Consider the following 19,629-nt stretch of genomic DNA (forward strand, 5'->3'; position numbering starts at 1 on the left):
GCTTCCTAATATGCCAGGTCGTGAAGTTCGCGAAATAAAAATGCTTCTACAATTTCATCAATTGTTTTTTGCGTGTGTGCAACAAGCACAATCATAGACATATTGATAAAATCCATAACTGCCTCTCCATCATTAGATACAACGACTGCCTCCGGCCATGCTTCAAAACCGTCGTACGTGTCTGCATGAAGTACTTCTACAAGCTCACCCTCTTCTATACGTAATTCTGCCCAGGTTTTTGCTTCTAAAACTGATGTGATTTGTGCTTCTTGCACATCAGTACTGTCCATTGGTACGACAACTAGCATTAGCCGTTTATCTCTTTGAGTTTCTTTTTACTCAGCTTTAATTTTTCATTATCCATCACACCTATATTATGTGAAAGTATATCGCTTGCAATTTTTTTGGCATTTTTAAGTGAATGCATTTTGTAACTTCCGCATTGGTAAACATTTAGTTCAGGAATATCTTTTTTGCTTTTCACTTTTAAAACATCTTCCATAGACTTTTTCCAAGCCTTTGCAACTCTTTTTTCATCAGGGGTCCCTATTAATGACATATAAAAACCTGTACGGCATCCCATAGGAGAAATATCAATGATCTCAACATCTTTAGAATTTAAATGCTCTCTCATAAAACCTGCAAAGAGGTGTTCAAGAGTATGAATTCCGCGTCCGTCCATTTTCTCTACATTTGGTTTGTAAAAACGTAAATCAAAAACCGTAATTTTATCTCCGCATGGTGTTTTCATAACTTTTGCTTTACGCACTGCAGGTGCAGGCATAATTGTGTGGTCTACTGTAAATGAGTCTAATAATGGCATCTCTAATTCCTTAATTTTATTTCGATTATTTTATATTTAAAGTATTTTATCATGTTTTGATTTATATTTATTGAAAAAGAAAAGTTAGATAAATAAAAAGTAAAAACTGAAGAAGTTTTAGATTTAGTGTAGATTGTGCAAAATATCCAACTAAGGCTAGGCTATAGCCTGCCGTGTTGGATTTTTGTGCTAGATTCACTGAAGCTAGAAGTTCGCTACTATACGCGAGCTTCTTCACGTCTGTTTAGATACGCCCAGTTTGCGTCTACACGCTCTTGCCACTCTTTAATTAAGTACTTATACTCATCTTTAAAAAGATGTTTAAAACGCCCTTGTGCTGCAAGATATTCTTCAACAGGAACAACATTTTTAGGTCTGTAAGTAATATTTAACTCATGCCCGTCAATGATTTCATACAATGGAAATACCAATGAATCAGTTGCAAGATCTGTTATGTGCATCGTATCTTTAGGGTCAAATTTCCACTCAGTAGTACAAGGAGAAACTGCATTGATAAATACAGGTCCGTCAACTTCCATACCATGTTGGATTTTTTTCACCATGTCTTTCCATTTATTTGGAGCAACCTGTGCCGCATATGGTATATGATGGGCAGCCATAATACTCATCATATCTTTTTTGTTTTTAGTCTCACCATAACTTACACGACCAGCAGGTGTTGTTGTTGCTGATGCACCGATTGGTGTTGATGATGAACGTTGTCCACCCGTATTTGCATATACTTCATTATCAAGAACAACATACATCATGTTGTGACCACGTTCCATACAGCCAGATATCCACTGAAAACCGATATCATAAGAAGCACCGTCTCCACCAAAAGCAACAAACTTAGGATTACGGTCAGGCTGCTTTAGGCGACCTTTATTCTTCAGTGCTTTATACATAGCTTCAGCACCTGCAACTGCAGTTGAACCGTTTTCAAAACCGATATGAATCCAAGAAGCATCCCAAGATGTATATGGATAAACAGCCGTACATACTTCCAAACATCCAGTTGATGCTGCAAGAACCAAGTCATCATTTGTCGCGTTTAAAACTTCACGAACAATGATAGAGTGTGCACAACCGGGGCAAAGAAGGTTTGCACCTTCAAAACGGTCTGCTGATGTAGAAAACTCTTTTAAGTTTTTTATTTTTTTCATTTCACTCATAGTTTTCTCCTATAAAAATTGTAATTTCGGTCCACGAACACCGATGAATTGTTGTAGTGGAGTCAATACTTTTCCTGCATCAACATTTGCCTGAAGTTCACTGTAAAGATCAGTTAAATGTTTTTTTGTTAAGTCACGCCCACCAAGACCGTAAACATAGCCAGAAAGCAATGCTTTTGTATCTGTATTATATAAAGCACCTGCAAGTTCATTGAACAACATGCCCGGCGCACCATTTGGAGATGAACGATCAAGTGCTGCAATAGCTTTAACATCTTTCAATGCTTCTTGAACTTCAAAGAATGGGAAAGGACGAATAACGCGAAGTCCTACAACACCGGCTTTTACACCTTTTCCTCTCATCTCTTTTGCCACTTCACGAGCAGTTTCAACTGAAGTACCCATACAAACAACGGCAATATCTGCATCTTCCATGTCGTACTTTTCAACTATGTTATATTTACGACCTGTTAACTTTTCAAAATCATCAAACGCAGTTTGAATCTTAGGCATAACTTTTGTCATAAGGTCATTATGTTGACGTGCTTTATGTTCAAAGTGCCAGTCTTCTTCAGTTTGTACACCATGTGTTACCGGATGTTCAAAGTCAAGCATATCATTCATAGGTTTAAAATCACCTACAAAGCTATACGCCGTATCATCATCCATAGTTTTAACACCTTGAGCCGTATGAGAAGTCATAAATCCATCTTGGTGTACCATACATGGAAGTCTTACATCATGATCTTCAGCGACACGGAATGCGATGAAATTTAAATCATAAGCCTCTTGAGGAGAATATGCATCAAGTTGAATCCAGCCAGAGTCACGGCCAAGATACATATCAGAATGGTCACCATTAACGTTCAGCGGTGCAGCAAGTGCACGGTTTACAACGTTAAGAACGATCGGTAAACGCATACCAGAAGCCTGATAGAGTGTTTCAACCATAAGTGCAAAACCTTGTGAAGATGTTGCCGTTGCAACACGTCCACCTGCAGCAGAAGCACCGATACAGCCACTCATTGCAGCATGCTCAGACTCAACCATTACAAATTCACCCTCAATGTAATTATCTGCTAAAAATTTTGCATATCCTTCAACAATAGGAGTTGACGGTGTAATTGGGTATGCCGACACAACATCAATTTGACACTGTCTTAGTGCTTGTGCAGCTGCGAAGTTTCCATCCCATACTTCGATATCTCTTAATTCCATTTTATCAAATGCCATCTATTTCTCCTTTGTTTCTTTAGCAGGCCAATTTGCTATTTCTGTCTCTTCGTCTGCTTTTTCCGGGAACATTAAAAGTGATTTTGGATTTGTAGGACAAACCTCAACACAGATACCACACCCTTTACAGTGATCCATATCTATACCTATCATTTTTTTATCTCTTGAAATAATTGAAATGTCTGGACAATATACCCAGCAAAATTGACAATCTATACAAAAATCTTTATTAAAAACCGGTTTTTCAATTCTCCAATCTGCCACACTCGCACGAAACGAACTGTTCTCTGTGTAATTACGATCTTCCTGAAGTGTTCCGGCTATATCACCAGCCTCACCCTCAAATGTACGAAGCATTGCTCCGATTTCAAATTCGTCCCAACCTGTATTTGCCATCATCAGCTCCTTATTTTACTTCGTCATATGCGCGTTGAATCGCTATCATATTTGCATCAATAATCTTTTGTGGTAATTTTTTAAGAATTCTCTGCATACTTTCTTTGAAAAAATCAATGTCATACATACCGGATATTTTCATAAAGGCACCAAGCATCGGTGTATTTGGAATTGCACGACCAATAGTCTCTTGTGCTATTTTAATACAGTCAACAGTATGTACTTCTTTACCTTCTAATTTTGGTTGAGATGCAACAAGTTCATCTGTGCTCATATGTGTTGTGATTATATATTTTGTATCTTCTTTGCCATTAATAGTTACATCTGTTGTGTAAACTAAAGCCGGGTCAATTACAAAGACATAATCCGGTTCCATGTATTTTTCATGGTTCATAATGACTTTATCATCAACACGGTTATATGCTGTCATAGCAGCTCCACGTTTTGCAGAACCGTAGAATGCAAATGCCTGTACTTCTTTTCCCGTTGTAGAAATAACGTCAGCCAAGCCTTTAGCACCTGTTACAGCACCTTGACCCGCACGACTATGCCATCTAATTTCTAGCATAAATTCTCCTTCAATTTTTTCAAGAAATTTTTAATATTTTCTTTTCATACTATTTATCTGTATTTTAGGCAACCGGCACTTAAATATAGCTTGATGATATAATTAAGATTACTCCGTAAGTTAATAGTGTGATGATTTTCTACTCTCTAAGTACTTAACAGCATCTAGTGAATCACGAAATATAATATTTGTAAACTCTTTCAATGTCTCTTTTTTATCATATCCGCTTAAAACACCTATAGAATTTATACCTGCATTTTTAGCTGAAATCAAATCAAGCTGTGTATCGCCTATCATCCATATTTCTTTGTTATTTGTATCAAAACTTTCCAATGCTCTTAAAATCGGTTCTGCATGCGGCTTCGGGTTTTGTACATGTTCTCTGCCTATAAGGACATCAAACTTATCCATCAATCCAAAATGTTCCATCAAAACCTGAGAATATTTTCCTGTTTTTGTCGTAACAATACCCAAAGAAGCAAACTTTGCAGCAGACTCAACTGCCTCTTTGGCATTTTGCAATAGTATTGTTTTTTGTGTCGATATTTTTCTGTAATGTTCCTTATATGTATTTACAAAGTCCCAAATCATATCTTCTTTCATACCAAGTTCCCTATACATAACATCCAAAGGATGCCCAATAAGTGCTTTTATCTGTTCATCATCAGGCGATGAAAAATCATATACTGCAAATGAGTTGTGAAAACTCTCCAAAATCGCTTCAGTTGAATCTATAAGTGTTCCGTCTAAATCAAATAATATTATCAAATTAATTTTTCTCCCATTGTATGTAGTTATGCCATATACCCCCAAGTGCCGGTTCTATATGCTTAATATCTTTATTGACAGCCGTGATGGAATTTGATATATATAAAAAAAGATAGGGATTGTCATTGGTTATGATGTCAAACATTTTTCGCCATAATATACCTAGTTTTTTCCTGTCAATTGTCGCCTGTGACTCTTCTATCATCGTATCAATACGTTTATTGTGATACCCCACCAGATTAAAACCGCCCGGTTTATCGCTTTTAGAGTGCCAGAACATATACGGGTCAGGTGTAGGAGAGAGTCCCCAGCCCAGAAGCACCGTATCGAACTTGTGCGGGAAAACCACCATATTTAAAAAAGCCTGCCACTCCATAACGCGCAGTTTTACAATAACACCTGCTTTTTTGAGCTGATACTGCAGTATCTCCGCCGCATAGGGGCGGATAGAACTCGCATTTGAGGTGGCTATTTCAAATGTAAAAGGGTGTTTTTCATCATAGCCTGCCTCTTTTAAAAGTCTTTTTGCCTTTTGTATATTTTGTCTAGGTGCTTTGACATCGGGGTTAAAAGCAAGTGTTCCCGGTAAAAAAGGGCCTGTACATACTTTGGCATGTTTTAAGAAGAGTATGTCAATTAACTCCTGTCTGTTAATCGCCAAAGAGAGTGCACGTCTTATGTTAGGATTTTGAAACTTCTTTTTTCGCAGATTAAATCCAAGATATGTATAAGAGAGACTGATTTTCTCATATATATTGAAAGTATCAAAAAACTCTTTTTTAAGCTGCCTTTCATACACAAATGGTTCAACACTGCCCACATCAAGCTGAGCAGATTTAAGCATTAAAAACCGTGTCATGGCATCGCCAATTACATGAAAAGAGATAGTGTCTATTTTTGCTCTTCCCTCGAAATACTCATCAAAAGCTGAGAGTTCTATATTTTTAGAATATTCCAGCTGTTTGAGTTTATAGGCTCCCGTACCTATCGGATGGGTGTTAAAAGAAGAATTCATCAGATTTTTTTCATTTTTTAAAATATGTTCAGGCAGTATGCCCATCATCCATGTTTCTAAGGCTTTAAAGTAAGGTTTGGTGTATGTGACCTCAATTTTATAATCATTGAGTATCTTCACGCTTTTAACAAATCGAAAATCCGAACTGTAGGGTGAAGCTATTTTATCTGAAATGAGTATTTTATAGGTAAAAAGCACATCTTTTGCGGTGAATTTTTTCCCGTCATGCCATAAAACATTTTTCTTGAGTTCAAACACAAGTGTTTTGTTATTTTTAAAATAAAACTTCTCTGCCAAATTGCCTATAATCTCTTTGGAATCTTTATCATACTTTACAAGCCCGTTAAATAAAAAGCTGGTAATTTCCGCCGAGGAAGAGTCCGTTGCCAAAATCGGGTTAAGCCTTGCAGGGTTTGAAGAGGTTGCAAGATGCAGGGTCGCAGCATCTACATGTAAACACAGATATAAAAAAAGAAAAACAAACAGGCGTATCATTATTGTACTGTTTTATCATTTATCATAAGTTTTGCATCTTGAAAATGTATGTCAAAATAAACTGAATCGGCATCTTTTTTGACATAAGAGGCAATCGTAGGTGCCATAGGAGAATCTTCAATCAGTTTCAAATAGAGTGCATTTGCCAGTTTTATGTTCATATCCATCTCTATATTTGAAAGCAAAAGCATAGGAGTAATTTTGCTTTTAGCTGCGAGGTCTTTGTCTGCTTTGACTTTTAAATCACTTTGAATTTTCATACTGCCGAGTTCTTCTACTTTATTGATAGTAATGTTTTGCAGCGATATATCTGATACCTTTACATGTAACCCATGCGAGAGCAGCGTGAGCAGACTTTTTTGCATTTTTTGCTGTAGCAGTGCTTTGTTCATAGTTTTTGATTGTGCCAGTAATAGAGAAAAATTTTCATAACTTTGTTTATCTAGTGCATTGACGGATATATCGCTGTTAAATGTTTGAAGTGAAAAATCTATCTTTTTAGAGTGAAACACTAAACTCTCTATAAAACTTTTTGAACGTAAAGCTACCTTTTCATTTTTCACAGTAGATGTGGAAGATACGTCAAGCTTATCAAGACTTATATTTATATCATCTTGGGGACTTTTAAACAAAAGATTTATAAAAAAGACTTTCGTGCTGCTTGTATATTTTGAAAATGACTCAAAATCACTGCTGCTTCGTAAAGTATTGATATCTGCTGAAAAAATATTGATGCCGTCATTGACATCAAATTTCATTTTATTTAAAGTAAATGACAAACGTTTCGGTGCCAGTATATCTCCATGACCCCTAAAACGCGCACCTTGTAATTGCATCAAAAGTTTCGCACCGTCTTTAAACGTGTAAGCATCATCTATGTCTTTTATAAAACCGTTAAAGTCTTTACTTACTAAATTGTATTCTATATGATAAAGAATCCCTTTTGAAGCAAGAAAATGCACAAAATGTTTGTAAGCATCCGGATCATTCATTTGCATTTCCTGCATCAATGTGCTTGAGAGACGCAACATATATATCTGCAGAGTGATTGCTTTTGAAAAAGGGATATTGCTGTACTGGGCATCAACCGCTAGGGTTACACCGCTCAATATTTTTTTGACATAAGAGGGCATTTTGGTTTTTGTATACGCACTTACATAATTTGTAAAAGCATCGGCATTTTGTAAAACAAATTCAAAATGCTTTTTTGTGTTGAGATAACCGCTATCACCCGTAACACGTTTGAGCACTAAGCCGTTTACTTTTAAGGCTTCTACATTCTCATCTATGAGTTTTTGCATGAAAGTATTTCCAATCAATGGAGCAAGAATAATAAGAAGAATAATCAGTATAGATGCAATAAGTGTCGTTTTTTTCATATAAAAATACCTGTTTGAGTTATTAAGATACAGACATTATATAGTAATAGAATTAATTTATTTTGATGGAGTAAAAAAAGATTTTACCAATGCAAAAGCATTGATAAAAAAGGTACCAAACGATTAACGTTTAGAGAATTGACGAGAACGACGAGCTTTACGCTTACCTGGTTTCTTACGTTCAACAACACGTGAATCACGAGTCATCATACCCTCAGGTTTAAGAGTTGCTTTTAATTCCGGGTTAAATGCTACAAGTGCACGAGAAATACCGTGACGAAGTGCATCTGCCTGACCACCGAAACCACCACCTAAAGTAGTTGCTACGATATCAACATTCGCATCTTGCTTAGTGATTACAAGTGGTTGTTTAACACGAAGTTTTTTCGCTTCAAGTCCACCTAACCATGCATCTAATGAAAGACCGTTGATAGTGATTTTACCTGTTCCTGGAGTTAACCATACTTTTGCTATAGACGCTTTACGACGACCAGTTGCATATATTTTCTTTGCCATATAATCAGTCCTTATTTAGCAATTTGTGCAGTGTGAGGATGTTCAGCACCAGCATAAATTTTTAATTTTTTAAGCATTTTAGCACCAAGCTTAGTTTTAGGAAGCATACCGCGAGTCGCTAATTTGTATAGTTTCTCAGGATTTTTTTCTAAAAGCTCAGTCATTTTAACACTTCTTGTGCTACCGAAGTAACCTGAGTGAGAAAAATATTCTTTATTTGCTATTTTTCCAAGACCGTTAAATTTTGCCTTAGAAGCATTGATGATAACTACGTAGTCACCACAGTCGATATTAGGAGTAAAACATGCTTTGTTCTTACCACGAAGTATAGTAGCTACTTCAGTGATCATACGACCGAATGTTTTACCCTCAGCATCAATCAAAACCCATTTTTGATCGATTTGTTCAGGAGTTGCAATTTTTGTAAATTTCATTCTCGAACCCTTCAAGTAATTTTATTTGATGGAAGTATAGCCGCATAAACTTACAAATAACTGAATTTAAGTCATTTATAAGGTTTTGCAACCCTTTATATCCGACTTTATGTTAGAATGTGAAACTTACATCCTAATGAGGTTTAAAAGTATAGCATGAATATAAAAAGTAATATATGGTTTGAAAATGACAAGCATGGTTTTTTTGGTAAAGGACGCATCGAACTCCTAGAAAAAATAAATGAATATGGTTCCATAAGTGCTGCCGCAAAAGCTATGAAGATGAGCTATAAGGCAGCTTGGGATGCTATAAATGAAATGAATAATTTATCTGAAACTCCAATAGTAAAAAGAGAGAGTGGGGGAAAAGGAGGCGGAGGCACAGTTCTTACCGAGCAAGGGCATATTACTATTGCATTATATAAAAAACTTGAAAAGATGCAGAAACATTTTTGGAATTCTATCGAAAGTATCGGTGATGATATAGATTTACTAGAAAATTTTTCAAAAAGAATGACCTTTCAAACAAGTGCTAGGAACCAACTACTTGCAGCTGTCACAAATATTGATACAACGAAACTAGGTGCAACTTTAACATTAGTCTTATCCGGAGGAGAAAATATAAAGGTATATATAACCCGTCGCAGTTTGGATGAAATGCAGATTACAAATACAACAAAACTTTTTGTTTTATTAAAATCATCATGGATTGAAGTATCAAACAACTCTAAAGAAGGCTGCAACAATATACCTTGCAAACTTACAAATATCACAACAGATTCACATAATGCAGAAATTGATCTGCTTACATCCGGCGGAAATGCCTTAACTGCCTCTTTAAGTTTAAAATCTTTTAAAGATCTTTCATTACGAGAAGGTGACACTGCATGGATGTATTTTAAACCATCCAATGCAATAGTAGCTCTTTAGCGTTACAAACTGTAACGTATCGTTATGTATTTTTAAATATAACGATATATTTGAATTTTTCGTTATATATTTTATTATACTACGGTACAACTAACATGGAGAAAAAACAATGTATCGTAAATATTCGTTTATACTATTAACACTCGGCTTACTCACGCCAATACTTATGGCGGACACTCCCAAGGAGGCAATCAAAACAAACAATCAACTTGTATATGAAAAGCAAAAAAGCGTAAACAGTGTTGGCAAAATGTTTTCAAACGGAGAGTTTTTCGGCCGTCTTCGCTCAAATACATTTTCTTATACATGGGAGAAAGAGACTGCAACATATAAAGATTATCTTATCAGCGGTTTAGGCGGTTCTTTGGTTTATAAAAGCGCCCGTTTTAATGCTGTTTCTTTTGGCGTGGGACTTTACTATTCACATGCCTTTTTTAATGATTCAAAATACCCTGTAAACACATTAACAAAAGGAAAAGATCTGCTCAGCAGGTTTGATTTTGTCAATACCGGCAGTAAAGATATGGCTGTGCTTGGACAGGCTTACATAGATTATACCGGCATAAAGCATACAAAAATCACTCTAGGTCGTCAGCTTGTTGAGACTTTTTATACAAAAAGCAATGATACAAAGATGATACCAAACACTTTCGATGGTGTTGTTTTAGAAAATGCTTCACTGCCATCTACAAAAATAAAACTTGCTTACCTCGTAAAACAAAAGCTGCGTGACCATACGGCAGCACACTCTGTTCTTATGTACGGCGATGCAAATTCCACCTCTTCACTGCGTCCCGAGTGGAGCGAAAATGATGACTCGGCTATGCATAAAGGTTTGACATATACAGCTTTAAAAGCAGCCGGCGTTTCCACAGATGCGCCGCTAATAACAGGAGATTTACACAACACTTCTATTAAAAATCTCAAAACAGATCTTTCTTTTTACTATGTACCTGAACTGCTCAGTGAGCTTATGGCTGAAGCAAATTACAATATTGCGTTTGCAGGTTTCACGCTTACGCCGGGACTGCGCTATATTAAACAGATAGATGACAAAGCCGGATCAATCGGCGGTGCTGCCTACAATGCAAGCGCTGCTTCTCTTGCAGGGTATAAAAATCCCAATTCACTTGATTCACAGATGCTTGCAGCCAGAATAGTTCTAAAAATCAAGAACTATAAAGTGAATATCGGGTATTCAAAAGTTTTTGACGAAGCCGACCTTATTACCCCATGGAGAGGCTTTCCGACAAGCGGATACACACGTTCTATGGCAAGATACAATTGGCAGGCAAATACAAAAAGTTACCGCATTGAACTTGTAAGAAATGCAAACAAAACAGGCATTTACAAAAATACATTCATACAGGCTTCTGTATTACATACGGATGCAGACGAGAAAAAAGGCTATTTTGATGAAAACTATTACTACATAGGTTTTGTTCAAAATCCCCTCCAAAACCTGCAATGGAGACTCCGTTTAGGGTATCAGGATACAAAAAAAGTTGACGGTGACGGACTTGACAGCCGTTTGGAACTGAATTATCTCTTTTAGGAAAGAAAATGAAAAAAATAATAACAGCACTTCTTTTTATAAGTTTTTCTCTTTATGCCAAAAGTATAAATGTGGCTGTAGCGGCAAATGTAAGCTATGCCATTCATAACCTTGTAAATGAATTTAACAAGCACCATCCCGATGCAAAAGTACAAATCACACTGGGAAGCAGCGGAAAACTCACGGCACAAATACACAACGGTGCGCCTTATGATATTTTGATGTCTGCTAATATGAAATATCCAAATGCTTTGTATAAAAACTCTCTGGCAATCACAAAACCCGTCGTATATGCAAAGGGTGCTCTTGCAATGTTGAGTACAAAAAAAAGAGACTTTACCGGAGGCATTCACATAGTGACTGACAAAAACATCAGAAGAATTGCCATCGCAAATCCAAATACTGCACCTTATGGCAAAGCAGCTGTTGAAGCACTCAAAAGTGCCGGCTTGTATGCAGAAGTCAAGAACAAGTTTATTTATGGAGAATCTGTCTCTCAAACCGTAGCCTATACCGTAACGGCGGCAGATTTGGGCTTTATTGCCAAATCGTCCCTCTTTTCACCCAAAATGAAACAGTATAAAAAAGGTATAAATTTCATAGACGTAGACCCAAAACTCTACACGCCCATTAAGCAGGGTATAGTTTTGCTCAAACGTGCTGCTGACAATGCAGATGCACAGGCTTTTTACACATTTGTACTCTCAAAAAAGTGTAAAAATATTTTCAAAACATACGGGTACCAGGTACAATGAGTCACATCATAGCTCAAGTTCAAGAGATTCAAAGTGTGCAAAATCTCAATATTCTCAGCTTTACATGTAAAGATATAGCACTTAAAATGATGAGTCTGGATTTAAACGATACGATTACAAAAGACTCACAGGTAATGCTTACATGTAAGCCTACGGCAATAGCCATCGGTAAAAATATACAGGGCGAGCTCAGCTATGCAAACCAGTTACATGTAACAATTGTATCATTAGAAGTCGGTCAGCTTTTATGTGCATTAAAATTACAGTTTAAAGAATTTGTTTTGGAGTCTATCATTACAACAGATTCCCAAAAAAGAATGCAGCTGCAAGCAGGAGACGAAGTCACCGCACTTATAAAGTCGAGTGATTTATCTATAAAAGAGGTGCTTTAATGAATTATGAACCTTTTGTCATATCATTTAAACTTGCAGCTTTGACGGCTTTGATACTTTTTTGTATTGCCCTGCCTCTTGCGTGGTACCTCTCACAAACCAAGTCTCGGACAAAACCTTTTTTAGAAGCACTCACCGCTCTGCCCATTGTCCTGCCGCCTTCCGTTTTAGGTTTTTATCTACTCTGGGCACTCTCGTATAATTCCCCAATCGGTCACTTTTTTGAAGAGACTTTTGGTGTAAAACTTGTGTTTTCTTTTACAGGTCTGGTAGTTGCGAGCTGTTTTTATTCTCTTCCCTTTATGGTACAGCCTCTGCAAAACGGCTTTGAGAGCATAAACAAAAATATGCTTGAGGCAAGTTATATTGCAGGAAAAAGCAAACTTCAAACCATATTTGCCGTAGCACTGCCAAATATGAAGCCCGCTGTTATGACGGCAATCATTGTAACATTTGCCCACACAGTCGGAGAGTTTGGCGTTGTTTTAATGGTAGGTGGCAGCATACCCGGCGAGACAAAAGTAGCCTCTGTTGCCATTTATGAAATGGTTGAAAGTATGGACTACACCTCAGCACACATTTACAGCGCCATTATGGTGGGTATATCTTTTGTTGTACTTTTAAGCGTATATCTTTTTAATGCCAGACAAAACAGAAGGTTCGGATTATGATAGAAATTGGCATTAACAAAGCACTCCACGGAGCCGACGGAGCTATGGACTTGTCTGTAAACCTGCATATAAAAGAGGGAGAATTTGTAGCCCTGAGCGGAAAAAGCGGCAGCGGGAAAACAACACTGCTTCGTATATTGGCCGGCTTGGAAGAAGCAAGCGGCAGCATAAAAATTCATAACAAATTCTGGCTCCAAGAAAACAAATCACTCCCCGTTCAAAAAAGAGAAATCGGTTTTGTATTTCAAGATTATGCACTTTTTGAAAATATGACAATAGAAAAAAACCTGCTTTTTGTAAATAACAACAAAGCATTGGCAGATAAACTTCTACAACTCACAGAGCTTCATGAACTCAAATACAGATATCCAAACAGTCTCAGTGGCGGGCAAAAACAAAGAGTGAGCATTTGCCGTGCATTAATGAAAAAACCAAAAATTCTACTCCTTGATGAACCGCTCTCTGCACTTGATGCAAATATGCGTACAAAACTGCAAAATGAGTTGCTGAGTCTGCATAAAGAGTTTGGCACAACAACTATTATGGTCAGTCATGACCCAAGCGAAATTTACCGTCTGGCAAATCGTGTTATAGTTTTGCAAAACGGAAAAGTCATCAACGACGGCTCGCCAAAAAAAGTACTGCTAAAAACACAGGGAAGTCAAAAGTTTTCATTTGAAGGAGAACTTCTTGATATAAAAAAAGTAGATGTCATTTACATAGCCATTATAGCTATAGGACAGCAACTCGTCGAAGTTGTTGTAAGTTCTGAGGAAGCAAAAAATCTTCAAATCGGTAATATTGTGAATGTCAGCACCAAAGCTTTTAACCCAATTTTAACATAATTACTCCCTCTATGGACTTTTAGAAGACTTTAATAACCTAAGTGATATTATGTAGAAATATAATTATATTTAGCATTAAGGATAAAATTTGTCACCTAAATTTTGGGAAATTCTACTTGTTGATGATAATACCAAACTGCATGAGTTGATAAAAAATAATCTTAATGGCATACTCATAAATAAAAAAAAAGTAAAAATTTTACATGCATACAATGCAGCGGAGGCAAAAGAGCTTATTGGCAAAAACAGTGATATTGCCATAGCTTTTATAGATATAGCCATGCAGGCACCTGATGCCGGATTGGAGTTGGTAAACTATATACGGAATACTCTATATAATACTTCAATGAGAATTATCATTATTGACAGTGAGAGTTTACCTGTTCCTGCAAGTGATATTATCGAGCATTATGATATAAATGACTACAAAGATCAACGGTGCATAGAATCCCAAAAACTTTTTACAACTATTCGGACAGCTATCAAACAATATCAACAGTTTAAAGATTTAAAAGACAAAAAAGATCAAATTTACAAAAAAATGACGACCAATGAAATCACCTCTCTTCCAAACAGAATGAAACTCACTGAAAATATTGACACTGTCGGGGGTAAATCACTTATACTCATCAATATTGATGATTTCTCTCTTATAAACAACTATAATGGTTTTGAATTTGGTGATGATGTATTACGAGTATTTGCAGACTTTTTAGTTTATAATTATGCAAAATTTGCAGAAATTTATCATCTTGAAGCAGATATTTTTGCTTTATTTTGTCTAAGAACAGATACTCGCACACAAGAGCAGAGCATATCAATAATCAAAGAAAATATTAGCCACCATGAATTCAGTGTAAACGGAATAAAAATCCATTTGACGGCAAGTCTCGGAGCTGTGTTAAATGAATATGGAAATGTAATACAAAAAGCAGAATTTGCACTTAAAGAGGCGAGACTTTATGGTAAAAACAATGCGAGAAAATATAGTGATGATTTACAAATAGTTCGAACGATTCACTCGAATTCTATATGGACAGGTCGCATTCGGAAGGCTATTGCACACAACAAAATACTTGCATACTTTCAGCCGATACAAAATCTTAAAACCGGAAAAATAGAAAAGTATGAAACACTTGTACGTTTAGAATATGATAAAAAAATCTATTCTCCTTTTCATTTTTTAGATGCCGCTCTGTACAGTGGACAAATGTTTAAAATATTTAAAATAATGTTGAGCGAAGCCTGCAAAAAAGCACAAACCACTTCTTACATTTTTGGTGTTAATATAAGTGAATACGACTTGAAACATCCTAAATTTGTTCAAACTATTCATGAGATTATGAAACAATATAGCGTTACTCCAAATCGAATAGTATTTGAAATTTTGGAAAACAACAGTATTGCGAGAAATAAAAACATACAAGATGTTCTCAATGTCTTGCATGAAGATGGCTTCAAACTCGCCATTGATGACTTTGGAGCAGACTGTTCCAACTTTGCACAGCTTAACAACCTGCCTATAAATTTTATAAAAATAGACGGGCAGTTTATCAAAAACATTGTAAAAGACAGAAACTCACAAATCACTGCAAAAACAATTCTCGACTATGCCCATCAAAAAGAGATACCTGTTGTTGCTGAGTTTGTCTGCTCAAAAGAGGTGTATGATTATGTTAAAGAAATGGGAGTTGATTTTGTGCAAGGCTATGAAATAGCAGAGCCTAAACCAATACTCCTTGACTAATTATCATCTCTTACACACATAGCATACGCACTGTCACACTTGTCACTTGATGAGACAAAACCGTTCCCGCTAAAGACGGTAACAACATTGATATCATCATTTTTATCTTCCTCTGAAGTCCAAAACACTCCATCTTCCAAATAAGAAAATTTTGTTTTACCCTCTTTTGATTTTGTAAGATACATAAGCTCTTTTTTCGTTGGAAGCCGCCAGTCATCATGACCACCGACAGACAACCCTCCACAACGTGCTTTTGCCAATCTCCATATATCATTAAACTCCTGCATGGATGCAGTATCCTGCCACTGCAGATGATGTTTTGTATCTCTAACGCTTTGAGGTTTTTTAACCCAGTCCGCACCAAAAGCAGAGGAAATTATAAGAAACAATACAATTACAACAATTCTCATATCTATTTTGCCTTTTTAAAAATATCTGCAATTTTATCAAAATAATGTGTAAAGTTTGTGCAATTTTCAATAAAATCAGCTTTACAACACCTTTACTGTTTTAATTGCATCTTCTAAAATATAGCAAATATAGCCCTCGACTGCTTCATCGGTAATTTCTTGAACAGCCTTTATGTAGTATCTGACCTGTTTGATATGATGCTGTGTATATTTTAGTGAACTTTTATAATCTATCACACACCATTTTCCATCATCTTTTTTAACCAATAAATCAAGATAACGAAGGTTATTTTTATATCGCAGGGCCTTTTCCCTGTAACAGGTTCCCTGGGTCAGGTTTAAAAACTCTTCGGAATCAACAAGCCTGCTTATTCTCTGCACTATATCGTCAATTTCTGACTCTTCAAGCATAAAACCATACTTGTTGAGCATCATATTTTTGGCACATTGGAGAGCTTCTTGCGTAAATTCATGCATCATTTCTAAGGTATAATGCAGGGCAATTCCAAAATTTATTGCCTGCAGGTCCTCTTGTTCTTGACTCTCCAGTGCTAACAAATCACTCTGCGTTCCATAATAAATATTTTCAAAAGAGAGTTTTTTATGCTCTTGGGGCACACTTTTGGCTTTACATGTAGAACGTAGCTCTCCAAAACTTCCCGTTTGCAAATCCAGCAAATCAAATGTCGAATCTTTTGATTTTTCAATTATGATGAGATTTTCTCTGGCTCTGGTAAAAGCGACATACAAAGCATTTAAGCTGTCATCACGCATAAGTTCCTTCTCTTTTGCAAGCGCATAAGCATAGTCATTGTCGATGAGTTCTCTGTTTTTTGTTCTGAGATAAAGATTTTGCAGTTTGATACCGTCATAATTATAAATAATGGCATCACGCGCGGCAGGGGCCTTTTTAAGTCTGTCCATCACGATTACATGCTCATACTCCAAGCCTTTTGATTTATGCACGGTCAACACACGTACTCCGCTGATGTCAGCTGCTGCCGCAGAAGTGTCGAGTCGTTCATACTCAAACAAAAGTGCTTCAATGTCTGCATAATTTGCAACAGCACTCAAAAAGCGAATAAGATGAAAATCATCATGAAAGAGTTTGTACTCATCGATACATTTCTTCACTACATCCACAAGTGTAACACCGCTAAAATCCACATAACGAATTGGGCTGACATCTTTGTCAATCAAGGCAAAAAAGTTATGTTTGTAAATATCTTCTCGAAAATAGAGATACTTCAAATACTCCAAAACAGCCTTGACGCTTCTTTGGTTTATCAGCTTCGTGGTTGTCTCTGTCACAACCTCAATATTTTCTTCTTCAAGTGCATTTTTTATTGCCTGCCCGTCACTGTTGGTTGCGCAAAGAATGGCGATGTCATTCACATCTGCGCCCAAAGTAATCAAACGTTTTACCTGTGTAGCAAGTTCTTCTAAAAGTTCATCATTTACAATCACTTCAACATACCCGCCCTGCGCCTCTTTACGAACAAGCTGCGGCGTATAGTCTTTCATTTTGTTTATAAAGACACTGTTGACAAACTCTATGACCTCTTTTTGCGAGCGGTAATTTGTTACAAGTTTTTTCACCTCGGTACGGTTCTCTTTTACAACCTCGCCAAAAAGTGCCGAAACACCGCCGCGAAAACGATAAATAGACTGTTTGACATCCCCCACAAAGAAAAAGCTTCCCTCGCTGCAGATGCCCTCGCCTGAGGTTATCTCTTGAATCAGCGGTTTTAAAATCTCATACTGCAGTACACTTGTATCTTGAAACTCATCAAGCAGCATATGCTCTATTGTTGCGTCCAGACGAAAGTATAAAAATTCACTCTCATCCAAACGGTTGAGTATTTCATATACCAAAAGCGTGACATCAGAAAAACTGAGTTCACTCTCATCAATATACAGTGCTTTTTTTGCTTTTTTATAAATATCTACCAGTTCATTTAAAGCAGAAAAAAAGTTCTGCTCTTTTACTTTTATCTGTGCTTTAACTGCATCTTGAATTTTTTGCAGTGTCATGTCCATCTCAGGGATGAAACATTTTTTAAATACCCAGTAATTCAGGCTCTCTTTATAGACCCAGGTTTTGGCTTTTAACTCATCAAAATTCTGGGCAACAACCGCTTTTTGCAAAGTCGGTGAAGCACCTTTGCAGTTTGCTATGATACTTTGCAAAGTACCGAGTACTTCCATCGCCTCTTGTTCGAGCTCTTTTGTTGACGTTTTGTTGAATTTTAGATGTGAAAGCTCCTCTTTTTTGAGGTAAAAATCATCAAGCAGGGCAAATATATCACTAACCCTTTTACTCGATTCCAAAGAGAGGTTTATCAGCGTCGAACGTTTATTGGCAACACTCACTTCTTTTAAAAATCGTGACATTAGTTTCACTTCATGCTGAGCATTTGCAGTTGTAAAGTCCGGCATCAACGAAGCATACAAAGAGAACTTTCTGAGTATCTGGGTAAAAAAGCTGTCAATCGTCATAATTTTTGTATGTGCATTTAAAAATTCGGCTAAAATTTTAGAGCGTTGTGCCAAAATGTCATCCTCATCCATGCCGCACTCTTTGGCAATTTCTGAGAGTTCTGTGCGGGAGTCCAGATCTTCTAACGTTTCAATGATACGCTCGCTCATTTCAGAAGCAGCTTTATTTGTAAAGGTGAGTGCCAAAACTTTTGAAGGCTCGGCTCCTTTAAACAGGAGTGAGAGATAGCGCACAACAAGCATAAATGTCTTTCCGCTGCCTGCACTCGCTTCGTAAGCCAAATTGTTAATGAACATCCAAAGCTCCTATTTTACGCTTGTATTTACTGTTTTGATGTAGGCATTTCCAAACTTGAAACTTTTATATGTCTCTGCTTCAAGCAGACCATAACAGTCGGTTTTCAATGCTATAAAATACTTTTTTTTCTTTTTCGCCACTTTAATCTTATAAAAGTTCTTCTCTTTAGAAATCAAATACAATTTATTCGTCTTTTTTTGATCCATATACTTGATTTCACCCTTTTTGAATAAACTGATATTTTTCATCAACGTCAGGTAATCATTGTCTGCATAATCAATTTCTTTTGATTTATCTTCAATCTCAGTATGATATTGTCTTTTTTTTGAAAAAAGGTGCTTCACATCTATGGAAAGTACCTTTTTTTCTATATGTGTTTTTTTTGTTATACTCATTTTTTCAGCATTACAAAAATAGCTGATTTGTTTCTTTTCATGCCTTTTCAGAGTCAGTTCACTAAAAAAGACAGGAATATATCTGCCATCTGGTGCAATATGCCCAATACTTTTATATTGCACTTTTTTAATCCCAGATACAGCACGTATAAACGAAGTAGGTTTTGCATTTAAAAATAGTCCGTAATTTTTTCCATTTTTTACTTCTTTATAAGAAGCAGAACCGATTTTTCCATATAATGTGACAGAAACAACATATTCTCGTTGAATTTCCGAGCCAAAAAGTTTTGTCATTATAAGTACCAGCAGTAAGATTATTTTCAAACTCAT

The 19,629-nt window shown here is 36.4% G+C and carries 21 protein-coding genes; 7 read left to right on the forward strand and 14 right to left on the reverse strand.

Annotated features, from left to right (window positions below; genetic code table 11):
- Positions 1-5: 5 nt before the first annotated feature.
- The 11 genes from SAUT_RS09810 to rplM form a co-directional block, all read right to left on the reverse strand.
- A complete protein-coding gene (locus SAUT_RS09810) occupies positions 6-308 on the reverse strand; it encodes a hypothetical protein (RefSeq protein ID WP_013327733.1) in 303 nt (100 codons plus the stop codon).
- Positions 308-823, reverse strand: a complete 516-nt coding sequence (gene luxS, locus SAUT_RS09815; RefSeq protein WP_013327734.1) for an S-ribosylhomocysteine lyase — start codon at positions 821-823, stop codon at positions 308-310. Before luxS ends, SAUT_RS09810 begins: the two co-directional genes overlap by 1 nt.
- Positions 824-1,041: 218 nt before the next feature.
- Complete coding sequence (locus SAUT_RS09820) at positions 1,042-1,998, reverse strand: thiamine pyrophosphate-dependent enzyme (protein ID WP_013327735.1); 957 nt, start codon at positions 1,996-1,998, stop codon at positions 1,042-1,044.
- Positions 1,999-2,007: 9 nt separating this feature from the next.
- The gene (locus SAUT_RS09825; RefSeq protein ID WP_013327736.1) at positions 2,008-3,231 is read right to left on the reverse strand and encodes a 2-oxoacid:ferredoxin oxidoreductase subunit alpha; all 1,224 of its coding nucleotides are present in this window, start codon (positions 3,229-3,231) and stop codon (positions 2,008-2,010) included.
- The gene (locus SAUT_RS09830; protein WP_013327737.1) at positions 3,232-3,627 is read right to left on the reverse strand and encodes a 4Fe-4S dicluster-binding protein; all 396 of its coding nucleotides are present in this window, start codon (positions 3,625-3,627) and stop codon (positions 3,232-3,234) included.
- Positions 3,628-3,637: 10 nt separating this feature from the next.
- Positions 3,638-4,195 (reverse strand): pyruvate flavodoxin oxidoreductase subunit gamma, encoded by a 558-nt coding sequence (locus SAUT_RS09835; protein WP_013327738.1) that lies wholly within the window; start codon positions 4,193-4,195, stop codon positions 3,638-3,640.
- A gap of 120 nt (positions 4,196-4,315) precedes the next feature.
- Complete coding sequence (locus tag SAUT_RS09840) at positions 4,316-4,963, reverse strand: HAD family hydrolase (protein ID WP_013327739.1); 648 nt, start codon at positions 4,961-4,963, stop codon at positions 4,316-4,318.
- A 1-nt stretch (position 4,964) separates the two neighbouring features.
- Positions 4,965-6,473, reverse strand: coding sequence for a peptide-binding protein (locus SAUT_RS09845; protein WP_013327740.1), 1,509 nt, complete (start codon positions 6,471-6,473; stop codon positions 4,965-4,967).
- Complete coding sequence (locus SAUT_RS09850; RefSeq protein WP_013327741.1) at positions 6,473-7,852, reverse strand: YdgA family protein; 1,380 nt, start codon at positions 7,850-7,852, stop codon at positions 6,473-6,475. Before SAUT_RS09850 ends, SAUT_RS09845 begins: the two co-directional genes overlap by 1 nt.
- Before the next feature lie 123 nt (positions 7,853-7,975).
- Positions 7,976-8,368: a 30S ribosomal protein S9 gene (gene rpsI / locus SAUT_RS09855; RefSeq protein ID WP_013327742.1), complete on the reverse strand. Its 393-nt coding sequence runs from the start codon at positions 8,366-8,368 to the stop codon at positions 7,976-7,978.
- 11 nt (positions 8,369-8,379) lie between these two features.
- On the reverse strand, positions 8,380-8,802 hold the full coding sequence (gene rplM / locus SAUT_RS09860) for a 50S ribosomal protein L13 (RefSeq protein WP_013327743.1): 423 nt from the start codon (positions 8,800-8,802) through the stop codon (positions 8,380-8,382).
- Between the two features lie 156 nt (positions 8,803-8,958).
- Here rplM and SAUT_RS09865 point away from each other — a divergent pair, with 156 nt between their 5' ends.
- From SAUT_RS09865 to SAUT_RS09895, 7 genes are all read left to right on the forward strand, one after another.
- Positions 8,959-9,732 (forward strand): TOBE domain-containing protein, encoded by a 774-nt coding sequence (locus tag SAUT_RS09865; protein ID WP_013327744.1) that lies wholly within the window; start codon positions 8,959-8,961, stop codon positions 9,730-9,732.
- Between the two features lie 109 nt (positions 9,733-9,841).
- Positions 9,842-11,287, forward strand: a complete 1,446-nt coding sequence (locus SAUT_RS09870) for a hypothetical protein (RefSeq protein ID WP_013327745.1) — start codon at positions 9,842-9,844, stop codon at positions 11,285-11,287.
- Between the two features lie 8 nt (positions 11,288-11,295).
- The gene (gene modA, locus SAUT_RS09875; protein WP_013327746.1) at positions 11,296-12,042 is read left to right on the forward strand and encodes a molybdate ABC transporter substrate-binding protein; all 747 of its coding nucleotides are present in this window, start codon (positions 11,296-11,298) and stop codon (positions 12,040-12,042) included.
- Positions 12,039-12,434: a TOBE domain-containing protein gene (locus tag SAUT_RS09880; RefSeq protein WP_013327747.1), complete on the forward strand. Its 396-nt coding sequence runs from the start codon at positions 12,039-12,041 to the stop codon at positions 12,432-12,434. Before modA ends, SAUT_RS09880 begins: the two co-directional genes overlap by 4 nt.
- Entirely contained in the window at positions 12,434-13,105 is a 672-nt protein-coding gene (modB, locus tag SAUT_RS09885; protein ID WP_013327748.1) for a molybdate ABC transporter permease subunit, read from the forward strand. Before SAUT_RS09880 ends, modB begins: the two co-directional genes overlap by 1 nt.
- Positions 13,102-13,950: a sulfate/molybdate ABC transporter ATP-binding protein gene (locus tag SAUT_RS09890; RefSeq protein WP_013327749.1), complete on the forward strand. Its 849-nt coding sequence runs from the start codon at positions 13,102-13,104 to the stop codon at positions 13,948-13,950. Before modB ends, SAUT_RS09890 begins: the two co-directional genes overlap by 4 nt.
- An 88-nt stretch (positions 13,951-14,038) precedes the next feature.
- The gene (locus SAUT_RS09895; protein WP_013327750.1) at positions 14,039-15,697 is read left to right on the forward strand and encodes an EAL domain-containing response regulator; all 1,659 of its coding nucleotides are present in this window, start codon (positions 14,039-14,041) and stop codon (positions 15,695-15,697) included.
- Here SAUT_RS09895 and SAUT_RS09900 read toward each other — a convergent pair.
- The 3 genes from SAUT_RS09900 to SAUT_RS09910 form a co-directional block, all read right to left on the reverse strand.
- A complete protein-coding gene (locus tag SAUT_RS09900; protein ID WP_013327751.1) occupies positions 15,694-16,107 on the reverse strand; it encodes an Lcl C-terminal domain-containing protein in 414 nt (137 codons plus the stop codon). The genes SAUT_RS09895 and SAUT_RS09900 overlap by 4 nt on opposite strands.
- Positions 16,108-16,188: 81 nt before the next feature.
- On the reverse strand, positions 16,189-18,903 hold the full coding sequence (locus SAUT_RS09905; protein ID WP_013327752.1) for a RecB-like helicase: 2,715 nt from the start codon (positions 18,901-18,903) through the stop codon (positions 16,189-16,191).
- Positions 18,904-18,912: 9 nt separating this feature from the next.
- Positions 18,913-19,623: a hypothetical protein gene (locus SAUT_RS09910; RefSeq protein WP_169302262.1), complete on the reverse strand. Its 711-nt coding sequence runs from the start codon at positions 19,621-19,623 to the stop codon at positions 18,913-18,915.
- Positions 19,624-19,629 lie beyond the last annotated feature (6 nt).

Origin of the sequence: Sulfurimonas autotrophica DSM 16294, assembly GCF_000147355.1 — a bacterium.
In the GTDB taxonomy this organism is placed as follows: domain Bacteria; phylum Campylobacterota; class Campylobacteria; order Campylobacterales; family Sulfurimonadaceae; genus Sulfurimonas; species Sulfurimonas autotrophica.

Bases quoted from the DNA above. Each gene is read 5' to 3' on its own strand.
- SAUT_RS09905 (WP_013327752.1), bottom strand. From the start codon at position 18,903: ATGTTCATTAACAATTTGGCTTACGAAGCGAGTGCAGGCAGCGGAAAG.
- SAUT_RS09870 (WP_013327745.1), top strand. From the start codon at position 9,842: ATGTATCGTAAATATTCGTTTATACTATTAACACTCGGCTTACTCACG.
- rplM (WP_013327743.1), bottom strand. From the start codon at position 8,802: ATGAAATTTACAAAAATTGCAACTCCTGAACAAATCGATCAAAAATGG.
- SAUT_RS09825 (WP_013327736.1), bottom strand. From the start codon at position 3,231: ATGGCATTTGATAAAATGGAATTAAGAGATATCGAAGTATGGGATGGA.
- luxS (WP_013327734.1), bottom strand. From the start codon at position 823: ATGCCATTATTAGACTCATTTACAGTAGACCACACAATTATGCCTGCA.
- SAUT_RS09890 (WP_013327749.1), top strand. From the start codon at position 13,102: ATGATAGAAATTGGCATTAACAAAGCACTCCACGGAGCCGACGGAGCT.
- SAUT_RS09850 (WP_013327741.1), bottom strand. From the start codon at position 7,852: ATGAAAAAAACGACACTTATTGCATCTATACTGATTATTCTTCTTATT.
- rpsI (WP_013327742.1), bottom strand. From the start codon at position 8,368: ATGGCAAAGAAAATATATGCAACTGGTCGTCGTAAAGCGTCTATAGCA.
- SAUT_RS09830 (WP_013327737.1), bottom strand. From the start codon at position 3,627: ATGGCAAATACAGGTTGGGACGAATTTGAAATCGGAGCAATGCTTCGT.
- modA (WP_013327746.1), top strand. From the start codon at position 11,296: ATGAAAAAAATAATAACAGCACTTCTTTTTATAAGTTTTTCTCTTTAT.
- SAUT_RS09835 (WP_013327738.1), bottom strand. From the start codon at position 4,195: ATGCTAGAAATTAGATGGCATAGTCGTGCGGGTCAAGGTGCTGTAACA.
- SAUT_RS09865 (WP_013327744.1), top strand. From the start codon at position 8,959: ATGAATATAAAAAGTAATATATGGTTTGAAAATGACAAGCATGGTTTT.
- SAUT_RS09845 (WP_013327740.1), bottom strand. From the start codon at position 6,473: ATGATACGCCTGTTTGTTTTTCTTTTTTTATATCTGTGTTTACATGTA.
- modB (WP_013327748.1), top strand. From the start codon at position 12,434: ATGAATTATGAACCTTTTGTCATATCATTTAAACTTGCAGCTTTGACG.
- SAUT_RS09900 (WP_013327751.1), bottom strand. From the start codon at position 16,107: ATGAGAATTGTTGTAATTGTATTGTTTCTTATAATTTCCTCTGCTTTT.
- SAUT_RS09880 (WP_013327747.1), top strand. From the start codon at position 12,039: ATGAGTCACATCATAGCTCAAGTTCAAGAGATTCAAAGTGTGCAAAAT.
- SAUT_RS09810 (WP_013327733.1), bottom strand. From the start codon at position 308: ATGCTAGTTGTCGTACCAATGGACAGTACTGATGTGCAAGAAGCACAA.
- SAUT_RS09820 (WP_013327735.1), bottom strand. From the start codon at position 1,998: ATGAGTGAAATGAAAAAAATAAAAAACTTAAAAGAGTTTTCTACATCA.